The 21896-nt window shown below is 41.8% G+C and carries 23 protein-coding genes and 1 pseudogene; 8 read left to right on the plus strand and 16 right to left on the minus strand.

Annotation, left to right across the window (positions count from 1 at the left end; all coding sequences use genetic code 11):
* The first annotated feature begins 430 nt into the window (after positions 1 to 430).
* On the plus strand, positions 431 to 982 hold the full coding sequence (locus BCU84_RS16010; protein ID WP_102529081.1) for a gamma carbonic anhydrase family protein: 552 nt from the start codon (positions 431 to 433) through the stop codon (positions 980 to 982).
* A gap of 36 nt (positions 983 to 1018) precedes the next feature.
* Here BCU84_RS16010 and BCU84_RS16015 read toward each other — a convergent pair whose 3' ends face one another.
* The 4 genes from BCU84_RS16015 to BCU84_RS16030 form a co-directional block, all read right to left on the minus strand.
* A complete protein-coding gene (locus BCU84_RS16015) occupies positions 1019 to 1282 on the minus strand; it encodes a DUF1488 domain-containing protein (RefSeq protein ID WP_102529082.1) in 264 nt (87 codons plus the stop codon).
* 10 nt (positions 1283 to 1292) lie between these two features.
* On the minus strand, positions 1293 to 2108 hold the full coding sequence (aroE, locus tag BCU84_RS16020; RefSeq protein WP_102529083.1) for a shikimate dehydrogenase: 816 nt from the start codon (positions 2106 to 2108) through the stop codon (positions 1293 to 1295).
* A 68-nt stretch (positions 2109 to 2176) separates the two neighbouring features.
* Complete coding sequence (locus BCU84_RS16025; RefSeq protein ID WP_102529084.1) at positions 2177 to 3427, minus strand: amidohydrolase family protein; 1251 nt, start codon at positions 3425 to 3427, stop codon at positions 2177 to 2179.
* Positions 3428 to 3438: 11 nt separating this feature from the next.
* Entirely contained in the window at positions 3439 to 4833 is a 1395-nt protein-coding gene (locus tag BCU84_RS16030) for an amidohydrolase (RefSeq protein ID WP_102529085.1), read from the minus strand.
* Positions 4834 to 5030: 197 nt separating this feature from the next.
* Between BCU84_RS16030 and BCU84_RS16035 the strand changes: the two genes are divergently transcribed.
* Positions 5031 to 5480 carry a group II truncated hemoglobin gene (locus BCU84_RS16035; protein WP_102529086.1) on the plus strand — a complete coding sequence of 150 codons (450 nt, stop codon included), beginning with the start codon at positions 5031 to 5033 and terminating at the stop codon, positions 5478 to 5480.
* Here the strand turns inward: BCU84_RS16035 and BCU84_RS16040 are convergent.
* The 7 genes and pseudogenes from BCU84_RS16040 to BCU84_RS16070 all read right to left on the minus strand — a co-directional run.
* A pseudogene (locus BCU84_RS16040) lies at positions 5477 to 5602 on the minus strand (coproporphyrinogen III oxidase); the annotation flags it as partial. The gene BCU84_RS16035 and the pseudogene BCU84_RS16040 sit on opposite strands and share 4 nt — an antisense overlap.
* Positions 5603 to 5792: 190 nt before the next feature.
* Entirely contained in the window at positions 5793 to 6722 is a 930-nt protein-coding gene (gene hemF, locus BCU84_RS16045; protein ID WP_102529160.1) for an oxygen-dependent coproporphyrinogen oxidase, read from the minus strand.
* Positions 6723 to 6732: 10 nt separating this feature from the next.
* Positions 6733 to 7299: an L-threonylcarbamoyladenylate synthase gene (locus BCU84_RS16050; RefSeq protein ID WP_102529087.1), complete on the minus strand. Its 567-nt coding sequence runs from the start codon at positions 7297 to 7299 to the stop codon at positions 6733 to 6735.
* Positions 7300 to 7392: 93 nt separating this feature from the next.
* Positions 7393 to 7956, minus strand: coding sequence for a topoisomerase DNA-binding C4 zinc finger domain-containing protein (locus BCU84_RS16055; RefSeq protein WP_102529088.1), 564 nt, complete (start codon positions 7954 to 7956; stop codon positions 7393 to 7395).
* A 151-nt stretch (positions 7957 to 8107) separates the two neighbouring features.
* Positions 8108 to 8581: a DUF494 family protein gene (locus BCU84_RS16060; RefSeq protein ID WP_102529089.1), complete on the minus strand. Its 474-nt coding sequence runs from the start codon at positions 8579 to 8581 to the stop codon at positions 8108 to 8110.
* A 4-nt stretch (positions 8582 to 8585) separates the two neighbouring features.
* Positions 8586 to 9599 (minus strand): DNA-processing protein DprA, encoded by a 1014-nt coding sequence (gene dprA, locus BCU84_RS16065; protein ID WP_102529090.1) that lies wholly within the window; start codon positions 9597 to 9599, stop codon positions 8586 to 8588.
* Between the two features lie 84 nt (positions 9600 to 9683).
* Positions 9684 to 10778, minus strand: coding sequence for a LysM domain-containing protein (locus BCU84_RS16070; protein WP_102529091.1), 1095 nt, complete (start codon positions 10776 to 10778; stop codon positions 9684 to 9686).
* A gap of 135 nt (positions 10779 to 10913) precedes the next feature.
* Between BCU84_RS16070 and def the strand changes: the two genes are divergently transcribed.
* The 5 genes from def to BCU84_RS16095 are packed head-to-tail and all read left to right on the plus strand — an operon-like array spanning position 10914 to position 16581.
* Positions 10914 to 11426: a peptide deformylase gene (gene def, locus BCU84_RS16075; protein ID WP_102529092.1), complete on the plus strand. Its 513-nt coding sequence runs from the start codon at positions 10914 to 10916 to the stop codon at positions 11424 to 11426.
* Between the two features lie 8 nt (positions 11427 to 11434).
* The gene (gene fmt / locus BCU84_RS16080) at positions 11435 to 12409 is read left to right on the plus strand and encodes a methionyl-tRNA formyltransferase (RefSeq protein ID WP_102529093.1); all 975 of its coding nucleotides are present in this window, start codon (positions 11435 to 11437) and stop codon (positions 12407 to 12409) included.
* Positions 12409 to 13692 carry a 16S rRNA (cytosine(967)-C(5))-methyltransferase RsmB gene (gene rsmB, locus BCU84_RS16085; protein ID WP_102529094.1) on the plus strand — a complete coding sequence of 428 codons (1284 nt, stop codon included), beginning with the start codon at positions 12409 to 12411 and terminating at the stop codon, positions 13690 to 13692. Before fmt ends, rsmB begins: the two co-directional genes overlap by 1 nt.
* A gap of 30 nt (positions 13693 to 13722) precedes the next feature.
* Positions 13723 to 15132: a Trk system potassium transporter TrkA gene (gene trkA / locus BCU84_RS16090; protein ID WP_102529095.1), complete on the plus strand. Its 1410-nt coding sequence runs from the start codon at positions 13723 to 13725 to the stop codon at positions 15130 to 15132.
* Positions 15133 to 15138: 6 nt separating this feature from the next.
* Entirely contained in the window at positions 15139 to 16581 is a 1443-nt protein-coding gene (locus tag BCU84_RS16095) for a TrkH family potassium uptake protein (RefSeq protein WP_102529096.1), read from the plus strand.
* A 111-nt stretch (positions 16582 to 16692) separates the two neighbouring features.
* Here BCU84_RS16095 and hemG (BCU84_RS16100) read toward each other — a convergent pair whose 3' ends face one another.
* The gene (gene hemG, locus BCU84_RS16100) at positions 16693 to 17247 is read right to left on the minus strand and encodes a menaquinone-dependent protoporphyrinogen IX dehydrogenase (RefSeq protein ID WP_102529097.1); all 555 of its coding nucleotides are present in this window, start codon (positions 17245 to 17247) and stop codon (positions 16693 to 16695) included.
* A 186-nt stretch (positions 17248 to 17433) separates the two neighbouring features.
* Here hemG (BCU84_RS16100) and BCU84_RS16105 point away from each other — a divergent pair, with 186 nt between their 5' ends.
* Complete coding sequence (locus tag BCU84_RS16105) at positions 17434 to 17742, plus strand: metalloregulator ArsR/SmtB family transcription factor (RefSeq protein WP_102529098.1); 309 nt, start codon at positions 17434 to 17436, stop codon at positions 17740 to 17742.
* A 76-nt stretch (positions 17743 to 17818) separates the two neighbouring features.
* Here BCU84_RS16105 and hemG (BCU84_RS16110) read toward each other — a convergent pair whose 3' ends face one another.
* The 4 genes from hemG (BCU84_RS16110) to pepQ form a co-directional block, all read right to left on the minus strand.
* Entirely contained in the window at positions 17819 to 18346 is a 528-nt protein-coding gene (gene hemG, locus BCU84_RS16110) for a menaquinone-dependent protoporphyrinogen IX dehydrogenase (protein WP_102529099.1), read from the minus strand.
* Positions 18347 to 18396: 50 nt separating this feature from the next.
* On the minus strand, positions 18397 to 19854 hold the full coding sequence (locus BCU84_RS16115) for a TrkH family potassium uptake protein (RefSeq protein ID WP_102529100.1): 1458 nt from the start codon (positions 19852 to 19854) through the stop codon (positions 18397 to 18399).
* Positions 19855 to 19949: 95 nt separating this feature from the next.
* Entirely contained in the window at positions 19950 to 20564 is a 615-nt protein-coding gene (locus tag BCU84_RS16120) for a YigZ family protein (protein ID WP_102529101.1), read from the minus strand.
* Positions 20557 to 21879, minus strand: coding sequence for a Xaa-Pro dipeptidase (gene pepQ / locus BCU84_RS16125; protein WP_102529102.1), 1323 nt, complete (start codon positions 21877 to 21879; stop codon positions 20557 to 20559). The genes BCU84_RS16120 and pepQ overlap by 8 nt, the downstream gene beginning before the upstream one ends.
* Between the last annotated feature and the right edge of the window lie 17 nt (positions 21880 to 21896).

Consider the following 21896-nt stretch of genomic DNA (forward strand, 5'->3'; position numbering starts at 1 on the left):
TTAACTCAACACCTGTGAGTGTCCACACAGATTTACTTGTTTGATTGTTAAAGAGCGTGATATCAATTTTTCAGATATCGCCGTTAGACGCTAGGTCATTGGCTTGAGGAGGCGTATTCTACACTTCCCGCTGTTGGCGTCAAGCGTTTTTTAAACTAATTTAAAAACTCTTTTCTGCCTGTTAATTATGAGGTTTGAAACCGTCTTAATTAACTCTGATACGTTGAGCCTATTGGCCTGTTGCCGTGTCAGTGGATGCGCATTATAGGCAGATTCTGAAACACCGCAAGGGCTTTTTTAAAGAAAATTCACTTTCCGCGTTTGCTTGCTGAGAATTTAAACTAATCAGCTATTTTTTATGCTTTTTTAACAACAAAAGAGCACTTTTAGGCTTTATACTGAGGCTAATTAAACAAATCAGGGATTTTATATGTTTAGCTCAATTCGTTCTTATCAGGGGATCCATCCTCAATTAGCTGATAATGTCTATGTAGATAGTGCTGCTGTAATAGTAGGTGATATTGCTTTAGATCATGATGCCAGTATTTGGCCAATGGTTGCAGCGAGAGCTGATGTTAATATAATCCGTATCGGTAAACGTAGTAATGTACAAGATGGGTCTATTCTTCACGTTACTCGTAAATCACCTTCTAACCCAGAAGGTAACCCTTTATTGATTGGTGATGATGTCACTATTGGTCACAAAGCTATGCTTCATGGTTGTACTGTTGGTAATCGTGTTTTAGTCGGCATGGGCGCGATCATTTTAGACGGGGCTATCTTAGAGGACGATGTGATACTTGGTGCAGGCTCACTTGTCCCTCCTGGTAAGGTATTACAAAGCGGGTTTCTCTATATGGGGAGTCCTTGTAAACAAGTGAGACCTTTAACTGATAAAGAAATCGCTTTTTTACCTCAATCTGCAGATAACTATGTGCGTTTAAAGAATGAGTATTTAGTGGACCTTCAACAGTCTAGCTAAACCCATCTTTATAAATTTGGCACATATAAGCCGAGACTATTCGATATATATGTGTCCGTGCTCATCGAACGACTCTGATTCGATGAGTGCCTCTGCTAAATCCTCTATATCAAATCTGACTTGCTCAAAGGCAACTATTGCTTCTGTTCCATTTTTGATAGTTGTTGATGTCAACTTCTCTATAATCGCAGGTTTAATGAAGCAGCTAACATTCACTCCTTGAACTTGTACAATTAAGTAAACTTGTTTTAATGCTTCATCCCATTCGACAATATCGGTAAAAATAATACTTTGGTTCATGCGAACGCCCTTATACCAATTGTGCTCTCAAGGTGTCGTGTACAGCTTGAGTCGTTGGCATAACGCCCCGCCAAATATTAAAGCTTTGCGCTGCTTGCCCAACTAACATGCCTAAGCCATCGGCGACTTCAACAGCGCCTTTTGATAATGCCCATTGATTAAATAATGTCATTTCTGCGCCGTATGACATGTCATAACATTGAGTTTTAGGGCTGATAATACTCTGTGGGAGACTAATAAGCTCTCCTGCTAATCCTGCCGATGTTGAATTAATTATCATATCGAATGGTGCATCTAACCCATCAATGGGTCTAGCTTGCACTTCACCAAACTCATTAAAAATCTCAGCAAGGTTTTGCGCTTTGCTAAACGTACGATTGCATATTGTTACTTTGGCCCCAGCTTCTAGTAATGGCTTAATACAGCCTCTTGCTGCGCCACCAGCCCCAACTAACAATAAACGCTTATTCGATATACAACCAAAGTGCTGCTTAATATCAGCGACAAGACCCACGCCGTCAGTATTATCACCGCGTATTCGTCCATCTGGTAAATAGATAAGAGTGTTAACGGCACCTGCAAGTTTTGCTAATTCACTTAATTCATCACACGCCGCATAAGCTTGCTCTTTAAAAGGAGCGGTGACATTCGCCCCTTTACCACCAGCAGTGAAAAATGCCATTAACGATTGAGAGAATTGATCTACCGGTGCAAGTATCGCTTGGTAAGTGATTACTTGCTGAGTTTGTTTAGCAAACTCAGTATGGATATATGGCGACTTACTCTGTGCGATTGGGTTGCCAAATACTGCATACTTATCGGTCATCAATATTCTCTCTTCGTTTATTGCATTGATATTAAGTTACTAATATTGCAAATTACTAATATTAAAAGTTACTTAGTGTAAGCCTTAGGCATACTGGATTGTGTCATATAGCGGTCACGCAGCTCATCATGGCGACTTTCAGTGCTTTGCTCTTCACCGTTAATCCACATCTTTTGAATGTGACTACTGTATTCAAACGGATCGCCACTCCACAACACCATATCAGCGGGCTTGCCAACGGCTATGCGTCCAGCATCAAGGTGAAAAGTATCTGCTACGTTTGACGTAATCGACGCCATTGCATCGTCATACTTCATCCCATTGGCAACGGCATTGCCGGCACTATAGCGCAAACCATATACGCCATGGGCATCACCTGGTACAGCTAACACGACTTGGACGCCAGCTTTACTTAATTTCCCTGCGTTATCCAGTGAATTATTCAAAGAGTCAAAACTTTCAGGTAAATTACGCATGGCATCCATCACCACAGGGATACCTGCTTGAGCGAGTTGATCTGCAACCACCACAGCGTCGGCAGCTTCCAACAACACTAAATCAAGCTTAAAGCGTTGCTTAAGTTTAATGAGTTGCAAAATATCGCTGGCACGATCTGCATAAGCGATTAAAGGCTTCTCACCACTCAGAACGGCATTCAAAATCAATTCTTCTTTAGTTGGAGCCTTATCGGCCTCTTTATCAGCTTTCTTCGTTGCCGCCTTAGTTAATGCTTTTTGACGTTCATCTAATTTATTAATTAGATTCTGCATACCGATAATTCGGGAACCATCGTGTTTCGCACCTAAAGCCACGAACAAGGCTTGCTCTGTGGCAACAATGCTATCCCAATCTCCAGTTAATTCAACCTCAATGGTTTGACCTGAAAAAATTGTCTCGCCGCCACCAGGTGCAACAATACTGCGGGTTAAGCCGCCTTTTCTAGCAAAAGGAATTGCTGTACTTTTAGGGTTAAATGCAAGGCTAGGATCAAAAGTCATATCCGCTGCTTTGTCGTTAGTATCACGCGTCATTTTTTCTTGACCCACTTCAACTAACCCCAATGAATTCATTGCGCCAATAAAGCCAGGAGTTAAGACTCCACCTTTGGCGTCAATGATAATATCTGCATTGACCAACTCTGGATTTACGGCAACGATCTTACCGTCTTCGACGATAACAGATGCGTTGGTCAGCACGCCTTTGTCTGTTGAGGTATAGATCTTCGCGTTAGTAACTGCAATCGTTTCAGCTTGTGATAGTGACGGTACTAAGCCCGCAAGCATTGAGATGGCAACTAATGATTTTTTAAATTTTTTCAATGTCTTGCTCCTTATTTTTGACCTAACATAAAATCACTTTTCGCTTGGTACTTATCATCTTGGCGATCAAACACTTTGGCGCCATCAATGAATACTTGTTCAGCCTTAGCGTAAACACTGAATGGATTACTGTTCCAAATGACAACATCGGCATTTTTACCCGCTTCAAGTGAACCGGTTTTATCTGCAATACCTAAAGACTTGGCTGCATTCGAAGTGATCCAGCTGATGACATGTTCTTCGGTTAGCTCAAAACCGTGCTGATTAGCACTATGCATGATCTTAGCTGTTTCTTGGTTTAAACGTTGAATAGTGGTGCTAGAGTCAGAATGAACTACGGCACAGGAATTCTTCACGGCATCGACCATTGCGACATTTTCAATCACCATGTCATTCGCTTCCATTTTAAAACCCCACCAATCTGGCCACATCGCTGCGCAGTTACCATTTTCAGCCAATAGCTCAGCAATCTTGTAACCTTCAATGGCATGGTGGAACGTGCCTGAGTGGTAATTAAATTCTTTACCTAAATCCACCATCATTGCCATTTCTTCAGCTTTGTAACAATGGTTATGGATCAGTATTTCGCCTTCTAACACCCCTTTTAAAGTGTCATTGGTTAAATCACGTTGAGGGACTTCTGGATTTAATCCAGCAGCATAATCCGCATCATACTTATCCCATGCACGCTTATACTCTGTCGCTTCTATAAAGGCTTGGCGATAACCAGCCATATTGCCCATACGCGTCATTGGTGCAACTTTTTGTCCTCTTCCATAAGCCCCTTTAGGGTTTTCGCCACAAGCCATTTTTAAGCCATAAGGCGCATCGGGAAATTTCATACCCTGCATTGTTGTTGATGGTGCATTTTTCAAGGTAACGCCACGTCCACCAATTAAATTTGCAGAACCAGGGAGAATTTGTAACGTAGTCACGCCACCTTCCCTTGCTCGGTTAAAAGCTGGATCTTGCGGCCAGACACTGTGCTCGGCCCAGACCTCTGCGGTATTAGGGTTGGTCACTTCATTGCCGTCACTATGCGCATCGGCGCTAGGGCTCGGGTAAACACCAAGGTGAGAATGCACATCGATAATACCAGGAGTGATCCACTTATCTGTTGCATCAACAACTGTGGCACCTTTGACTAACTCTGCAGAAAGTTGAGCACCAACGGCTTTAATTTTGCCATCGACCATCAACACATCCGCTTGCTCTATTTTTTCGCCAGTGCCTGTTAATACTGTTGCATTGGTGAGTAAGGTCGTTGTACGAGGTAATACTTGATAAGTACTAGGATAGGGATTTTTATTAATTGTCACTTGAGGATCTTGCTGTTGAGTTTGATTACACCCTAACAGTGCCGTTGATACAGCAATTACTACTAATGACGGCGCAAATTTGGCCATTGCTTTGTACTCCCTTTTATTATTGTTGTGCCTAATTTAACTAAGTTGTTAACGTAAATAAAGTAACACTCTGAAATGATTTGTAGCAAAACATTAACAATTAAGAAATACGACAGTGATGAGCTTTCCTTATTACATACTTAGATAAAATGTCGTTATAATTCATCATCAAATTAGCCTTACTTAGCGTAATCATCATGAATTGGTTAAAAAAACTATTTAGTTCTAGACAACAAAGCAGCATATCAAGTGATGATCGTGATACTACACAATCCAACGCATATGATTTAATAGGTGGTGAGGAAACGATTCGATTACTAGCAAAGCAGTTTTATCAGCAAATGCAGCATCGTACCGACACAGAATCGCTACTTGCTATTCATCGAGCGCCTATTGCGGACTCTGAGCAAAAGTTATTTGAATTTTTAAGTGGCTGGTTAGGCGGACCACAGTTATATCAGCAAAAGTATGGCCATCCAGCATTACGTGCTAGACACATGCATTTTGCGATTGACCAAGCGATGGTCGATCAATGGCTCATCTGCATGGAACAAGCTATTATCCAGACAATAAAAAAGCCTGAACATCAACAAGTGATATTTCAGGCCATTTCAACGCTTGCCAATAATATGCGAAATAAAGATTAACTCTCGAGGTTTAACCAATCTTGTGGTTTCAGGTAGCGCTCGTATAACTCTGCCTCTTGAGAGTCTTCTTCGGGCGTAAAACCATATTCCCAGCGTACAAATGATGATGGCATAGACATCATTTACTTAGTACAGCTATCATCTTAGCCCCTACAGAGACTCGTTATCTAACTGTAACCAATCTTGTGGTTTCAGGTAGCGATCGTATAACTCTGCCTCTTGAGAATCTTCTTTGGGCGTAAAACCATATTCCCAGCGTACAAAGATGATGGCATAGACATCATTTACTTAGTACAGCTATTGTTTTAGCCCCTACAAAGACTCGTTATCTAACTGTAACCAATCTTGTGGTTTCAGGTAGCGATCGTATAACTCTGCCTCTTGAGAATCTTCTTCGGGCGTAAAACCATATTCCCAGCGTACCAAAGGCGGCATCGACATCAAAATAGATTCGGTGCGCCCTCCTGTTTGTAGACCGAACAAAGTGCCTCGGTCATAAACCAAGTTGAACTCAACATAACGTCCACGACGGTATAACTGGAACTGACGTTCATCATCGTTGTATTCAAGGTCTTTGTTACGCTCTACAATTGGCGAATATGCGGTTAAGAAACCGCTACCTACCGCTTGCATAAATTCAAAGCTTTTCTCAAATCCGTGCTCATTAAGGTCATCGAAGAATAAACCACCGACGCCGCGAGTTTCATTACGGTGTGGTAAAAAGAAGTATTCATCACACCACTTTTTATATTTTGGATAGACTTCTTCGCCAAATGGCGCACAAATGTCAGCCGCAGTTTGATGCCATGAGACAACGTCTTCTTCAAAAGGATAATAAGGGGTTAAATCAAAGCCACCACCAAACCACCACACAGGATCAGCGCCCTCTTTACGAGCAATAAAAAAGCGTACATTGGCGTGAGTGGTCGGAATGAATGGGTTTTTAGGGTGGATCACTAATGACACGCCCATGGCTTCAAAACTTCTACCTGCAAGTTCAGGACGGTGCGCTGTAGCAGATGCTGGCATTGCTGCTCCCATTACATGGGAAAAGTTCACCCCAGCTTGCTCAAATACTTGCCCGTTGGTTAATACCCTACTAGTGCCACCACCGCCTTCAGCACGTTCCCACGACTCAGCTTGAAACTTAGCTTTTTCATCAAGCGTTTCTAAACCTTCACAAATGCTTGCTTGAAGCGCTAACAAATATTGCTTAACTACTGAGGCATCAGGTATTGCCATATCAAAATCCTTATTGTCCATTGCGCAGCACTTTACCGCTGCGGGCGTCGATAATTGTTGAAGGCTGACGTTGAGCTCCTAACTCACCGAGTACGAGGGCATTAACGTCAGCAGAAAAAGTCTGTTCAATTTCACTTGCTGACATGGCAGGATTTTGACCTGCTAAGTTAGCACTACTTGAAACAAAAGGTTTATTCACGCTATCGCAAAGGGCTCTCACCACAGGATGGGCAGAGATGCGTACCGCAATTGAATCAAACTCACCACAAAGCAACTTACTAACACCCGCTTTAATTGGCATAACAAACGTATAAGGACCCGGCCATTTGCTGAATGCAAAAGCCAGTTGAGCCTCTGTTAGTTGAGCTTCATCGATGTAAGGCTTGAGTTGCTGGTAATCACTGGCCACAAGGATCAAGCCCTTTTGCCAAGGTCGTTGTTTTATATCCAGCAACTTTTGGATAGCAGAAAGATTATCAGGATCACACCCGAGGCCATAAACCGCCTCTGTAGGGTAAGCAATAACGCCCCCTTCAACAAACACCTTGCCGACTTCAGATGGTTGCAACAGCTGCATGATTTTCCCTTTAACCTTCTTAAATTAATGGCAAATTATACAGACTATACGGATATGAACAAATACTGATATACCAGCTATTTAGTCATAAGCTTAAAGCGGACGTTTATATTTACAGGATTTTTGAGGACACTCTAAGCGACTCCCCGCCGCGCCTTTACGCTCAACAAGAATACCAAAATCACATTCAGGGCATGTTTCGTTATGAGGTGGGTAATTCACTAAGTATTTGCACTTAGGGTAACAATTACAAGCAAAGAAGGTTTTGCCGTAACGACTCGTGCGAGACTCTAAATGACCTTTTTTACAATGTGGGCAGGGTATTATTTCAGCTTCTGCATCATGATCGTGCTTTTCAATATGGGTACACTCAGGGTAATTTGTGCAACCAATAAAAATACCAAAACGTCCAGACTTAACCGCTAACTCATTACCACAATCGGGACATTCTGAGCCTTCTATTACTTGAGTCTCTATTGACTCATGCTGCACTAAGGGCCTGGTAAAGTCACAAGTGGGATAATTATTACAACCAATGAAGCCACCATGCTTACTGTTTTTAACCGACAACTCGCAGCCACACTTAGGGCAGAGCTCAAACTCTTTTTCTAAAGCGTGTTCGTGCACGGTAAATAACTGCTCATCTATTTTAGACATCTGGCTCTCGATTCACATTTAAGGTGAAAACTGGTTTCAGCCTTCATGGGTAGTAAAGGATATAATTGGTATAAAAATATAGTAGCAAACAAGAAGATCAAAAAAGGAGGCCTAGCCTCCTTTTTAATCACTTCATCACAAACAACCAATCTTATGAATGTAAACGGCCATCAGGCTGCTCAAAAATAAGATCTTCCATTTGTTCATAAGCTGATTCGTTGCCTGGCACATTAAACAGCACCATCAACACCACCCATTTTAAATCTTCCAAGATTAGGGAGGTTTCATCTAACGCCATGACGCGGTCAATGACCATTTCACGAGTTTCCACTGTCAGCACTTGGATTTGCTCGAGGAATAAAATAAAACCTCGGCTTTCAACATCCAATTTCGCCATCTCGTCTTTGGTATAAATTCGAAATGATTGCTGCGCATGATTACACAAGTAAGGTTTATCACTTTCTTGTAAATCTGCTAAACGTTCTAGCCACGATAAGGCTTTTAAAATGTCAGCTTGGTGAAAGCCCGCACGGGTTAACTCTTTGGTAAGCTCATCTTCGTCAACTAATAGCTCAACTTCACTATGAACATAGTTCTCAAAAAGATACATGAGGATATCAAACATATGGTTATCTCCTCTCTAGTCTGACGTAACCACCAGGCACTTGCGCAACCCAGCCCTGTAATTCAAGTTCAAGCATTTCTACTAACACCAGATCTATCGACTTCCCGCTATGCTCGACCACCATATCAATACTGGTAGTCTCATAACCTACACTAGCTAACAGCGCAGAAAATGGCAAATTTGTTGTATTATCTTCTATATGGTGACGATTAGCGACATCTTCAAGGTGAAAGCTTGTCATTGTGGACAATTCTTCAACAACATCGGCTGCACATTCCACTAATTTCGCCCCATTCTTTAACAAATCATGACACCCTTGATGATAGCCACCAGCAACTGAACCAGGCACAGCAAACACTTCGCGGTTTTGCTCCATGGCTAATCTTGCAGTGATTAATGATCCACTTTTACGTGTTGCTTCGACCACAATACTGCCGAGAGATAAACCGCTTATTATTCGATTGCGCTTCGGAAAGTTGCCTGCAAATGGACCTATTTGAGGCCAGTATTCACTCACAACACAGCCCGACTGTTGAATCTGCTGATATAAATTACTGTGTCTTTTGGGATAGATACAATCGACTCCAGTACCTAACACTGCAATCGTCACTCCATTATTGCCTAATGTCGCTTTATGCGCAGCGCCATCAATCCCTGTCGCCATACCACTGGTAATCGAGAAACCTAATTGTACTAGTTCAGCCGCTAAGGTATTAGCCGTGCTCAAACCACCGACAGATGCATTTCGACTGCCCACCATACCAATGGATGGCAGTAACAAACTTTCTAGTTGGCCTTTTACGAACAATATTGAAGGCGGATCGGATATTTGTTTTAGTAAAGCTGGATATTCGGGATCAGAAAAGCAAAGTATGTGGTGTTGTGAGGACTGCTGTTGCCACTCAAGCGCTGTATCAACTTTGTCAAAATCTATCTGACATTGAGATAACAGCTTTGCCGATAACGGCAAAGACTGCTTTTCAAACTCTAAACGCTGTCGTAATTCCTCAACATCCATTTGAGTTAATAATTGTTGAATCCGGGCGGGTCCTAGCCCGGATACTGCACAAACAACTAGCCAATCGACCAGTTTTTCAGATATTTACTCGCCTCTTAAGTCAGTGCTTTTAGGGGTAATTAATTTATCATCAACACGCACAGGACGCTCATTAGCAACAATGATAGCCATGCTGGTCTTTTCAAAAACTTTAAAGACCATTAATTTTCCATGATAAGTATCAGGCATCATGAATACATCATCATCTGACACTTTCGCTTTCATACGGTCATAAGCACTTCGTTCAAGTGTTGATACAGGTAAGCCGTCGCCGTTAATGACAATCTGCTCACCGTTACGATATATCGCAAATACATGTCCCGTTTCAATATTGTCCTGTTCACCTTTATCTAAATAAACAATATCCAGTTTACCGACTTCGCGAATGTCTTTTTCAATCGCTATCACATTAGCGGGAACCGTTTCCGGTGCAGCTTTAGGAATAAAGTAAGCTGACATCAACGCTTCATCTTCAACGGGTGCGACTCTAAAGCCTGCCTTTGACTCACGAAAACTGCTCAATAATTGAACTTTAGATATTTCACCTGACTGAGTCACACGACCACTTGCCGTTAAAATAATTTCTTGCCCTAAGCTATCATTGGTTTCTTTATCTAAGAACTCACGACCTTCTTGATAAATAGCGAGCTTTTCTCCGACTGGCAAATTGGCATTAATATAAACCACATCATTGACCACATGGTGACGAGAATTCCTTTCACCATCTAAAATCATCGGCAAACCTTCAACCCACTCTGGGTCAACAATACGGTTTTGGACTAAATAAGGTTGAATCAAAGCAAGATCAATCGCTGGAATTGGACCACCTTTATCACTAATACGCCCTTCAGGTCCTTTTTTGATATGCTGCTTTAATACCAAGCGTGGTTCGCCATCGATAAAAACAAGCGTTAATCTATCACCTGGATAAATGAGATGCGGGTTAGCAATCTGTGGATTTGCGCCCCATAATTTAGGCCAATGCCAAGGATCGTCTAAGAAAAAAGCAGAGATATCCCAGAGGGTATCGCCTTTCTTAACGATATAAGAATCAGGGTGACCTGATTTTAATGTTAAAGTATCTGCATTAACTAACAGTGTACTTAGTGTCAAAAACGCGAGTAAAAATATCCGTTTCATGGTTCATTCCATGTGTTTAGCTCTTTATTAGAGCTTTTGCTGTTATTGATGGTCAGTAAGGATTAAAATTAACCCATTATCTAAGCCAGTATAGCTAACTGGCTGAAATTTGACAGACTTGTTAAGAGTTTATATATGCCATTATTAAAAGTTTTACGCTTTCCAGATGAAAGATTACGTACTGTAGCCAAGCCAGTAACCGATTTTGGTGAAGGACTACAAACCCAAATTGATAACATGTTAGAAACAATGTACGAAGAAAAAGGCATTGGTTTAGCAGCAACTCAAGTAGATTTTCATCAACAATTAATTGTGATGGACCTGCAAGATGATGTTGAACGTCCAACAATTTTTATCAACCCAGAAATCATTGCCAAGAGTGGTGACTTCACAAATGAAGAAGGCTGCTTATCGGTACCAGGTGTATACGCTAAGGTTGACCGTTCTGAGTTTGTCACTTTCAAAGCCTTGGATCGTCATGGTGAAGAGTTCACTGTTGAAGCAGATGACTTGTTCGCCATTTGTATTCAGCATGAAATGGATCACTTACAAGGTAAGCTTTTCGTTGATTATTTATCAAAAATGAAGCGTGACCGCATTAAGAAAAAGCTTGAGAAAGAAGCACGTTTAGAAGCTAAAGAAGCATAGGACTCCATTTGAAACCGTTAAATATTATCTTTGCTGGTACACCTGACTTTGCAGCTTTACATCTGCAAGCCCTGATCGAATCAGAACATAATGTGGTTGCTGTTTACTCACAACCAGATAGACCTGCAGGTCGAGGGAAGAAGTTACAAGCAAGTCCGGTGAAACAGTTAGCTGTTGCCAATGATATTCCCGTTTACCAACCAGCATCTCTGCGTAAAGAAGAAGCTCAAGCTGAGCTTGCCGCTTTAAATGCCGATATTATGGTGGTTGTGGCTTACGGGTTGATCTTGCCAAAGATAGTATTAGATACCCCACGCTTAGGTTGTATTAATGTCCATGGCTCTATTTTACCTCGATGGCGCGGCGCTGCGCCTATTCAACGAGCGTTATGGGCTGGCGATAATGAAACTGGTGTGACTATCATGCAAATGGATATCGGTTTAGATACTGGTGACATGCTATTAAAGACATCATTAAAAATTGAAGATACAGATACTTCTGCCAGTCTTTACAGCAAACTCGCTGAGCAAGGTCCAGCAGCGCTTATCGAAGCGTTAGTCGGTATTAGTGATGGTTCAATCACACCAGAGAAGCAAGACGAAGCTCTTGCTAATTACGCCGAAAAACTCTCTAAAGAAGAAGCGCAAATAGATTGGCGTAAAGATGCTAAACAGCTCTGGCAAGAAGTTCGTGCTTTTAATCCTTGGCCAGCCAGTCACTTTCCACTGCAAGGTAATACCATCAAGGTATGGCAAGCCAGTTACTCAGCCGAGCAAACGAGTGCTGCACCAGGTACGATCATTGAAAGCAATAAGCATGGTATCACTGTAGCAACAGGCAATGGCGCTCTACAATTGCAAGTTATGCAAGTTCCTGGGAAGAAACAAATGCCTGTGGCTGATATTTTAAATTCTCGCGCTGAGTGGTTTGTTGAAGGCACATGTTTTATTAGCGCGGATGAATCAAAAGAGGCACAAGCTTAATGAATGTTAGAGCCCTTGCAGCAAAAGCCATTTTTAATGTCTTAGAAAAAGGTGTTTCGTTATCCGTTGCCCTGCCAGATCAACAGCAACACTTAACGAATGGAAAAGACAAAGCTTTATTAGCAGAGCTTTGTTATGGCGTTATGCGTCAATTACCGCAATTAGATAAGTGTGTCAGTGATTGCCTCAGTAAACCTTTTAAAGCCAAGCAAAGAATACTGCATCAGCTACTTTTAGTTGGTTGCTATCAATTATATTTTACCCGTATTCCTGCCCATGCTGCGATTTCAGAAACGGCAGAAGCCTGTCGTCAAATGAAGTTTGATGGCTTAGTGAAAGTCGTTAATGGTGTTTTACGTAATATTCAGCGTAAAGAAGCGCCATTAAACACTGACAACGATACCTTAAAATACAATACACCTGCGTGGTTTATTAAACGCTTGAAAAGTGCCTACCCAGAAAGTTGGGCAGATATTATTGAGCAAAGTCATCAACGCCCTCCTATGTGGCTTCGCAACAATCAACTATCTCAAACTCGCGACGAATATTTAACCCTTCTTGCTGAACAAGAAATTGAAGCCAGTGCTGGTGACAGTGATGATGCCATTCTGTTGTCGTCACCAAAAGATGTGATGCAATTACCTGGTTTTGCAGAAGGTTCTGCATCTGTACAAGATGGCGCCGCACAATGGGCCGCGACGTTATTAACGCCTCAAGCAGATGAGCTAGTTCTGGATGCTTGCGCCGCTCCCGGCGGTAAAACTTGTCACACCATTGAATGTGAACCGAGTATCTCTATGGTTGCTGTGGATTTTGATGCAAAACGTTTAGAGCGTGTGCAACAAAATCTGGACAGATTAAATTTAAAAGCGCAAGTTATTCATGGTGATGCAGCAGATATTGATAGTTGGTGGCAAGGTGATAAGTTTGACCGTATCTTATTAGATGCACCTTGCTCGGCAACAGGTGTTATCCGTCGCCACCCCGATATTAAATGGTTACGCAAAAACAGCGATATTGAAGAGCTAGCTCTACTGCAGCAACAAATCATTGATCATTGCTGGAAGTGGCTCAAGCCTGGCGGCACGATGTTATATGCCACCTGCTCTATTTTGCCACAAGAAAACAGTCAGCAAATTGAACAGTTTTTACAACGTACTCCAGATGCGACACTAGCACCGATTGCGCAGCAATCGTCTGCTGATGATATTGGATGGCAAATCCTACCTGGTCAAAACAATATGGATGGCTTTTATTACGCCCGTTTAATAAAAGCGGCCTAAGCGTGTTATAGCAGGGATACCAGCACAGTAATGAAGATTATTATTTTAGGCGCAGGACAAGTGGGCGGTACTCTCGCTGAAAATCTTGTAGGCGAGAACAACGATATCACTCTGGTTGATAATGACCGAACGCGAGTTAAATATTTACAAGATAAGTTCGACTTGCAAACGGTTATTGGCCACGGCGCACATCCTAGTACCTTAAAAAAAGCCGGCGCTGAAGATGCTGACATGCTCATTGCTGTTACCAATAGTGACGAATGTAATATGGCTGCTTGTCATATTGCCTATAGTTTATTTGGTACTCCAACTAAAATTGCGCGTATTCGCTCTGAAGCCTATTTAGATCTGCAAGAAAAACTCTTCATCAATACCGAAGTGAAAAGCAGCGATGGCAAAACTCGTGGTGGTTTTGTTATTGATGAATTGATTGCACCAGAGCAACTAGTAACATCTTACATTGAACGATTAGTGCAATACCCTGGCGCATTACAAGTACTGCAATTCGCTAGAGGTAAACTCAGCCTAGTCGCTGTAAAAGCCTATTATGGGGGCCCTTTAGTCGGGAATGCCCTCGCTGCTTTACGCGAGCATATGCCAAATATTGATACTCGAGTGGCGGCTATTTTCCGAAAAGGCAAAGCCATTATGCCGAGAGGCACGACCATCATCGAAGCCGACGATGAAGTCTTCTTCGTTGCTGACACGCGTCACGTTCGCGCGGTAATGAGTGAAATGCAAAAACTGGATAACTCATACCGTAATATCATGATTGCCGGCGGGGGTAATATTGGCTTTGGTTTGGCTAAGCGTCTGCAAAAAAATCATTCCGTCAAACTGATTGAACACAGCTTAGAGCGCGCAGAAAGCTTGTCTGAAAAGCTAGAAAATTGCACCGTATTTAATGGTGACGCTTCAGACCAAGAATTATTACTTGAAGAGCACATAGATCAAACTGACGTATTTATTGCAGTTACCAATGATGATGAAGCCAATATCATGTCTGCACTGCTGGCAAAGCGCATGGGTGCTAAAAAAGTCATGGTGCTTATTCAGCGTGAAGCCTATGTCGATATAGTTCAAGAAGCGAATATTGATATTGCTATCTCTCCACAACAAACCACCATCTCGGCATTATTAACCCACATTCGCCAAGGCGATATCTGTAATGTTTATTCATTACGACGTGGTGCAGCCGAAGCAATTGAAGCCATTGCCCATGGTAACTCATCCACCTCTAAGGTAGTGGGTAAGCAAATTAGCGATATTAAACTGCCACCAGGAACGACTATTGGTGCCATCGTGCGAAATGATGAAGTGATCATGGGACACGATAAAACCATTATTGAAGAAGGAGATCATGTGATTCTATTCTTAGTGAACAAGAAGTTCATTGGGGATGTAGAAAAGCTATTCCAACCGAGTGCGTTTTTCTTCTAACAACCCATGCTGAATTTAAAGCCGCTGCTGTTTGTTGTTGGCATATTCTTGTCTATTCTCACCGCTTTTATGCTGGTGCCAATGGGGTTTGCACTTTTTTACCACGAAGAAACCATTGGCGACTTTATGATGTCCGGTTTATTTTCCGGATTAGTCGCCATTTTATGTATTCAGGCTGGCCACACAAAGAAAGTAAAACTCAATATCCGTGACATGTTTTTTTTAACCACAATAACTTGGTTAATTGTCAGTTTATTTGCTGCACTGCCCTTTACGCTTTACCACGGTATTAATTATACCGATGCCTTTTTTGAAACCATGTCTGGGATCACCACAACTGGCTCTACTGTATTATCGGGTCTCGACGACATGGACCACAGCATCTTAATTTGGCGTTCATTATTACAATGGCTTGGTGGCATTGGCTTTATCGTAATGGCGGTGGCGATTTTACCCTTTCTTAATGTTGGTGGTATGCGCTTGTTTCGCACCGAATCTTCCGACTGGGGAGATAAAACGACCCCTCGTACCCAACATATGGCTAAACAACTATTCAAAGTCTATGTGTTACTTACCATCATTTGTGCTTTGGCTTATCACATATCAGGAATGCACTGGTTTGAAGCCATTAATCACGCCATGACCACCCTTTCAACCGGTGGATATTCAACATCCGACAGCTCAATGTCGGCATTTACACCCGCAGCTCACTGGGTCGGCGTATTGTTTATGGCCGCTGGTGGCTTACCTTTATTAATGTTTGTCCAAGCTATTCAGCAGCGGTCATTTAAAGTGTGGAATGATGAGCAGGTGAAAGGCTTCATCAAGTTTATTATGTTTGTCTCTATTAGCCTTGGGACTTGGTTATGGCTTAAGTCCGATATGAATTACCTCGATGCATTGAGGCTTTCTAGTTTCAATGTGGTTTCAGTGGTAACGACAACGGGATATGGTCTAACGGATTATCAAGCATGGGGAGCATTCGCGAGCCTGACATTTTTGTTTCTGATGTTTGTAGGCAGTTGCTCAGGCTCAACTTCTGGCGGAATAAAAATTTTTCGTTTTCAGATCTCAATCAAGGTCATGTACCAACAACTGACACAGCAATTTCACCCACAAGCCGTCATTAAAAAACGCTATAACAATCGCACCATTGATAACGATATTATTCGCTCGATTATGGCGTTCATTATGTTGTTCCTGCTGGTGATTCTTTTACTGACAATCATCTTGGTGCTAACTGGTTTAGACGCAGTGACGAGTATTACTGGCGCAGTCACTGCTGTGACTAATGTAGGGCCTGGCTTGGGGCCAGTAATCGGCCCTGCAGGAAACTTTTCTAGCTTACCGGATATTGCCAAATGGGCTTTAGCCTTTGGGATGTTATTAGGCCGACTTGAAATAATTACAGTGGCAGTGCTATTTGCACCTAAGTTTTGGAAATACTAGTTTTAGTCTCAACGATAAATATTGACCCAAATTCAGATAATAATGGCAATAAAAAAGGCAGTGCGATTAACGCCCCACCTTTCATTAATATTGCAGATCGAATATATAGTCTTAGCTAACCGCTTCCGAGTTAATCAAGCTAACCACATGATTAGCATAAACCTTCACGTCATCCCAATCGGTGTAATCAATCACAGTCGTTGGATCGGTAGGTCCATCAGTCATTTTCATAATTAAGCGAATAGCTAAACTATCGTACCAAGTCCAAGAAGGATAATTGACTTTTCCTGGAATGATTTTCACATCTTGTGGTGTCCAAGGTGAAAGTTCGATAAATTTTTGCAGGTACTTATTATTCTCAGGAATTCGCTTTTCAGGTTTGCGCGCAACAACGTTAACGCAAAAGAAGCTATTTGGCTTACTGCTTAATTCTGCTTGGTAGCGAGTAACAAACTCAAAAACAGACTTATGGTATGAGCCATAAAGAACGCAAGCACCCAATGCAACAGCATCATAGCTAGCCCAATCAATGTCAGCATGATTATTATCAAGAATATTGACCACATCGCACTGATGACCACTCTGTACAATCTGCTCAGCTATCGCACGACTGATTTGCGCCGTATGACCGCCTCTTGAGTAATAAATCACTAATGTTTTTGCCATTTTCACACCGATGGTTGCGTTAGTAGGTAATCATTGTGGCAAAAAAAGCCATTGCAATCGTCCTCTTTGATCACAAATTAGAAATGACTCATATATTTGAACGATAAAATTGAGATCTGTGTTAGCCAGCAGTATGATGCCACTTAAGTAATAAATTTAATGTATTTACTCAGGTAAGGTATATAGATGTCTGAAAATATTGATGTAGATTCGATGCTAGGTAATGCGGAAATGGCAGCCAAGTGGCTAAAAGCGATTGCGAACCCATACCGTTTGATGATCTTGTGTTTATTACTCGACAAAGAGCACAGCGTGACAGAGTTGAATGACAAGGTACCATTGAGTCAATCAGCGTTATCACAACACCTTGCAGTGATCCGAGCTCAGGACTTAGTCAATACGCGTAAAAGTTCGCAAAATGTTTACTACACATTAAAAAATGAAGAAGTGACTGAGGTTATTTCGATTCTGCACCGTTTATATTGCGCTAAATAAGCGTCTTGTAGCTTAGGCTTTAGCGACTAAAATGCTATCAAAGCCTAAGTGAGTCATTACAGCGAACACTGAAAAATTACAGCCGCTTAAACTCGTTAGCGAATGCTTCAACCTTATCCCAATTGGTAAACTCATAAGTTCCCGTGGTATCTGTAGGCCCTTTGGTCATCCACATAATAAAACGGATCATCACTCTATCCACAGTGCGATATTTCGGATAATCAATCTTGCCAGCAAATACCCCTAGTAACGCAGGTGTCCAACTAGACAGTGTGAGAAACTTTTGCATATATGGATTGGTTTCTGGTGTATTTTTTTCAGGTTTTCTAGCGACGACATTAACGGTAAAAAATGCTGTTTTTACACCATCCAATACAGCTCTGTGCTGAGCAATAAACTCAAATAATGCGGGTCGATGCTTGCCATATCTAATGCTAGCGCCGATTAAAATCTTATCAAAACTGCTAAGTGCCAATTCGCTCGCTTGTTCTAATGACACTATGGTCACTTGTTCATTTTCAGCGCTTAAGTGCTGTTTGATTTTTTCACATATTGCCAGTGTTTGGCCATCAACAGTTGAGTAAATAATAAGGTTGTTCGACATTTTAATTCCTTGTAAATAGCCATTTTCTGTCAGTGAACATAAGGTATAAATTAGTTTTTCCAGAAAGTCGGTGTAAACAAGACTAACAAGGTAAACACTTCAAGACGACCAAATAGCATCGCGAGTACTAACACCCATTTAGCGCCATCAGTCACGCTGGCATAGTTACTGGCCACATCACCTAAACCTGGGCCGAGGTTATTAATGCTGGCTGCTGTGGCACTAAATGCGGTAATGGCATCCATTTCCATCGCCATTAGCAACACCATACAAACGACAAACACTAACGCATAAGCCGAGAAGAACCCCCACACCGCATCAATCACCCGATCAGGTAATGCTGACTTGCCAATACGAATAGAGTACATAGCTTTAGGGTGAATAAGACGCTTCATCTCGCGGGAGCCTTGCAGCAATAACAGCACAAATCGAATGACTTTCATGCCGCCACCGGTTGAACCAGCACAGCCACCAATAAAGCTTGAAAAGATAAGTAAGATGGGGAGAAACAATGGCCAGGTATGGAAGCTTTCTGTACCAAAACCAGCGGTAGTTGAAATCGATACCACTTGGAAAAAGGCATAATCTAATGTTTGTTCTGGACTATCGTAAATACCTGAGCGATATAAGGTCGCAAAACAAATGGCAGTTAACACTAATTGAATACCAATGAGTGCTTTAAATTCAGCATCACGAAAATAGACTTTAAAGTTAATCCCACGCCAACTAAACGCAGCAAAGTGCAAACTAAAGTTCACTGCGGCAATCAATAAAAATACAGCACAAATGACATTAATTAGTGGGCTATCGAAGTAGCCAATACTGGCGTCATGGGTCGAGAAACCGCCTATAGCAATGGTTGAAAATGAATGACAAATAGCATCAAAAGCACTCATACCAGCAAAGTAAAATGCCGTCGCACAAGCAACTGTGAGCAATAAGTAAATATACCAAAGCGCTTTAGCGGTTTCGGCAATTCTCGGTTTCATCTTACTGTCTTTCACAGGCCCTGGAATTTCAGCTTTATACAGCTGCATGCCACCAATACCTAATAACGGCAAAATCGCTACTGCAAGTACAATGATACCCATACCGCCCATCCACTGCAGTAAATGCCGGTAAAACAAAATGGCTTTGGGTAAGTCATCAAGGCCGACAATAACAGTCGCACCTGTGGTGGTTAAAGCTGAGAAGGATTCAAAAAAGCTGTCAGTCCAGCTTAAGTTGGGTTCAGTAGAAAAGATAAAAGGCAAAGCACCGATAGAACCCAGTACCGTCCAAAATAACACGACGATTAAAAAGCCTTCGCGGGTGCGTAAATCACCTTTTTCGCGGCGGTTGGGATACCACAATAAAAAACCAAGAAACAAACTGACACAGAATGCCTGAATAAAAGCAGTCCCGCCGCCATCTTTATAAAGAATAGCCACTAATGAAGGCGGTAACATGGTGATAGAAAATAATCCCATCAACAAGCCGGTAATTCTGATGATTGTTTTATATTGCATTGATTATTATTGTACTAGTTTGCATAGCATTGGATTCATTCAGCATTATGTTAACGGCTATTTAACGTTATATTTTGGCATACTTTCTAGCCCTATCAAACGTTAAACTTTGCTTTAAGCTGGCCTTGTGTTTGCGTGGCTAATTCTCGATTAAAATCATCATGAAATGTTTTCGCTATTTCAAACTCAACTTCTATCGCATCAGTAAAAACTTTATTGATAATAACGCCATCAAATTGGTTAATCAGATATTCCACATTATTGAGCTGCGGATAACTGCAAATGAGCGATGATGAATAACGGATATACTTGGTGACAGTTGCTAATTCGGGTAACCCCGATTTAATCCCGGATGAATAAGCGCGAACTAAACCGCCAACACCCAACTTAGTGCCACCAAAATAGCGCACCACAATCGCGCCTATTTCACCAATACCAGAGCCTTGAAGCGTCGCCAACATAGGACGTCCTGCACTCCCAGCCGGTTCACCATCATCACTACTGCCAATAGCAATACTATTTTGAGGATCGGACGCCACAAAAGCATAGCAATAATGATTTGCGCCTGGGTATTCGACCTTTAAGTTAGTAAGTGCACACTTTAGCTCTATTTCACTACAGCAGTGAAACAGCACTGTAATGAAACGGCTATGTTTAATATCTTCCTCAATCGTTAATGTTTGATTGGGAATTAAGTATTGTTCAGTCAACCAGGCCTAGCTCTCGTGTCATATTCTCATTATGGTCTTGATGAACAATAACATTATCTTCAATACGAATACCGCCATATGGACGCAATTCATTAACCATATCCCAATTTACTTGCGATTGGCGTTTATCGGCTTTTAATTCGCCTAATAATGAATCGATAATATATATACCAGGCTCGATAGTGAACACTTGGTTGGCTTGTATTTCACGAGTACAACGAAGGAATGGATGTCCATCCGGAGTTGGAATATGCGTTCCACGTTCATCATGTGCAAAACCTCCCATATCGTGTACCTGTAACCCCAGCATATGGCCTAAACCATGAGGGAAGAACACGCTAGTAATACCTTGTTCCACTAATCCCTCAGCATCACCTTTGGCGATATCAAAATCCAGCATCAACTGTGCGAGCTTGGCATGAGTAGTAAGATGAAGGTCAGTATATTTAACGCCTGGCTTCATTAAGTCGACAATAGCTAACTGCAACTTGTTCATTTCGACAATCAACTCATAAAAACGATTCTTCTCAAATGAATAAGTGCGGGTAATATCTGATGCATAACCATTATAGTTAGCACCTGCATCAATCAAAAATGATAGACGCGGTGATGGGATCTGATGCTCAAGTGCTGTGTAATGCAAAATGGCAGCATTTTGATTAAGGGCAACAATATTGCCATACGGTACTTCGTTTTCAGTTTGACCAATCGCTGACAAGTATTGCTGCTGGATTTCAAACTCACTGCCACCATTATAAAAAGCATTCTTAGCAGCTAGATGCCCTTTTACTGCGATTTGGTTAGCGCGGCGAAGACATTCTAATTCGTACTGTGTTTTATCAGCACGATGAAAATGCAGGTAATTCAAAACAGAGTCAGGATTACGCTTACTCATCCCTAATACTTCAGCGACATCAAGGTGCTCACCTATATATGCCCACTCTGCAATATTAGAAGGTAATAACTCAGCAACTCGGTCAGCTTTGGTTAATAATTTAATATCGAAATGTTCAGCCCAAAAATCATTTGGCTCATCACTGACTTTATGCCAGAAATCCACTGGACGATAAAAAATTAATTGCGGCTTATCTACACCGTTCGCGACAACCCAACAGTTTGGATTATCAAGCACTGGTAGCCACGCCTTAAATTGCGGGTTTACTTTGAATGGATAGCTTAAGTCGTCTAAAAACTGGCGATGAGCTTGGCCTGAATGTATCACTAAGCCAGCCAATTGTTCTCGAGAGACGATTTCGGCAACACGACGATTTAATTCTGCAATGTGAGCATGATAAAAATTAGCTAGCTGATCCATTTTTGCTATCCCTATGA

Origin of the sequence: Shewanella sp. 10N.286.51.B7 (assembly GCF_002873615.1) — a bacterium.
GTDB lineage: Bacteria > Pseudomonadota > Gammaproteobacteria > Enterobacterales > Shewanellaceae > Shewanella > Shewanella electrodiphila.

Coding starts and splice junctions, on each gene's coding strand:
- BCU84_RS16105 (WP_102529098.1), top strand. CDS start 17,434: ATGTCTGAAAATATTGATGTAGATTCGATGCTAGGTAATGCGGAAATG.
- BCU84_RS16050 (WP_102529087.1), bottom strand. CDS start 7,299: ATGCAGCTGTTGCAACCATCTGAAGTCGGCAAGGTGTTTGTTGAAGGG.
- BCU84_RS16070 (WP_102529091.1), bottom strand. CDS start 10,778: ATGAAACGGATATTTTTACTCGCGTTTTTGACACTAAGTACACTGTTA.
- BCU84_RS16035 (WP_102529086.1), top strand. CDS start 5,031: ATGAATTGGTTAAAAAAACTATTTAGTTCTAGACAACAAAGCAGCATA.
- hemG (WP_102529097.1), bottom strand. CDS start 17,247: ATGGCAAAAACATTAGTGATTTATTACTCAAGAGGCGGTCATACGGCG.
- rsmB (WP_102529094.1), top strand. CDS start 12,409: ATGAATGTTAGAGCCCTTGCAGCAAAAGCCATTTTTAATGTCTTAGAA.
- def (WP_102529092.1), top strand. CDS start 10,914: ATGCCATTATTAAAAGTTTTACGCTTTCCAGATGAAAGATTACGTACT.
- dprA (WP_102529090.1), bottom strand. CDS start 9,599: ATGGATGTTGAGGAATTACGACAGCGTTTAGAGTTTGAAAAGCAGTCT.
- BCU84_RS16030 (WP_102529085.1), bottom strand. CDS start 4,833: ATGGCCAAATTTGCGCCGTCATTAGTAGTAATTGCTGTATCAACGGCA.
- BCU84_RS16060 (WP_102529089.1), bottom strand. CDS start 8,581: ATGTTTGATATCCTCATGTATCTTTTTGAGAACTATGTTCATAGTGAA.
- pepQ (WP_102529102.1), bottom strand. CDS start 21,879: ATGGATCAGCTAGCTAATTTTTATCATGCTCACATTGCAGAATTAAAT.
- trkA (WP_102529095.1), top strand. CDS start 13,723: ATGAAGATTATTATTTTAGGCGCAGGACAAGTGGGCGGTACTCTCGCT.
- hemG (WP_102529099.1), bottom strand. CDS start 18,346: ATGTCGAACAACCTTATTATTTACTCAACTGTTGATGGCCAAACACTG.
- hemF (WP_102529160.1), bottom strand. CDS start 6,722: ATGGCAATACCTGATGCCTCAGTAGTTAAGCAATATTTGTTAGCGCTT.
- BCU84_RS16055 (WP_102529088.1), bottom strand. CDS start 7,956: ATGTCTAAAATAGATGAGCAGTTATTTACCGTGCACGAACACGCTTTA.
- BCU84_RS16115 (WP_102529100.1), bottom strand. CDS start 19,854: ATGCAATATAAAACAATCATCAGAATTACCGGCTTGTTGATGGGATTA.
- BCU84_RS16095 (WP_102529096.1), top strand. CDS start 15,139: ATGCTGAATTTAAAGCCGCTGCTGTTTGTTGTTGGCATATTCTTGTCT.
- BCU84_RS16010 (WP_102529081.1), top strand. CDS start 431: ATGTTTAGCTCAATTCGTTCTTATCAGGGGATCCATCCTCAATTAGCT.
- aroE (WP_102529083.1), bottom strand. CDS start 2,108: ATGACCGATAAGTATGCAGTATTTGGCAACCCAATCGCACAGAGTAAG.
- BCU84_RS16015 (WP_102529082.1), bottom strand. CDS start 1,282: ATGAACCAAAGTATTATTTTTACCGATATTGTCGAATGGGATGAAGCA.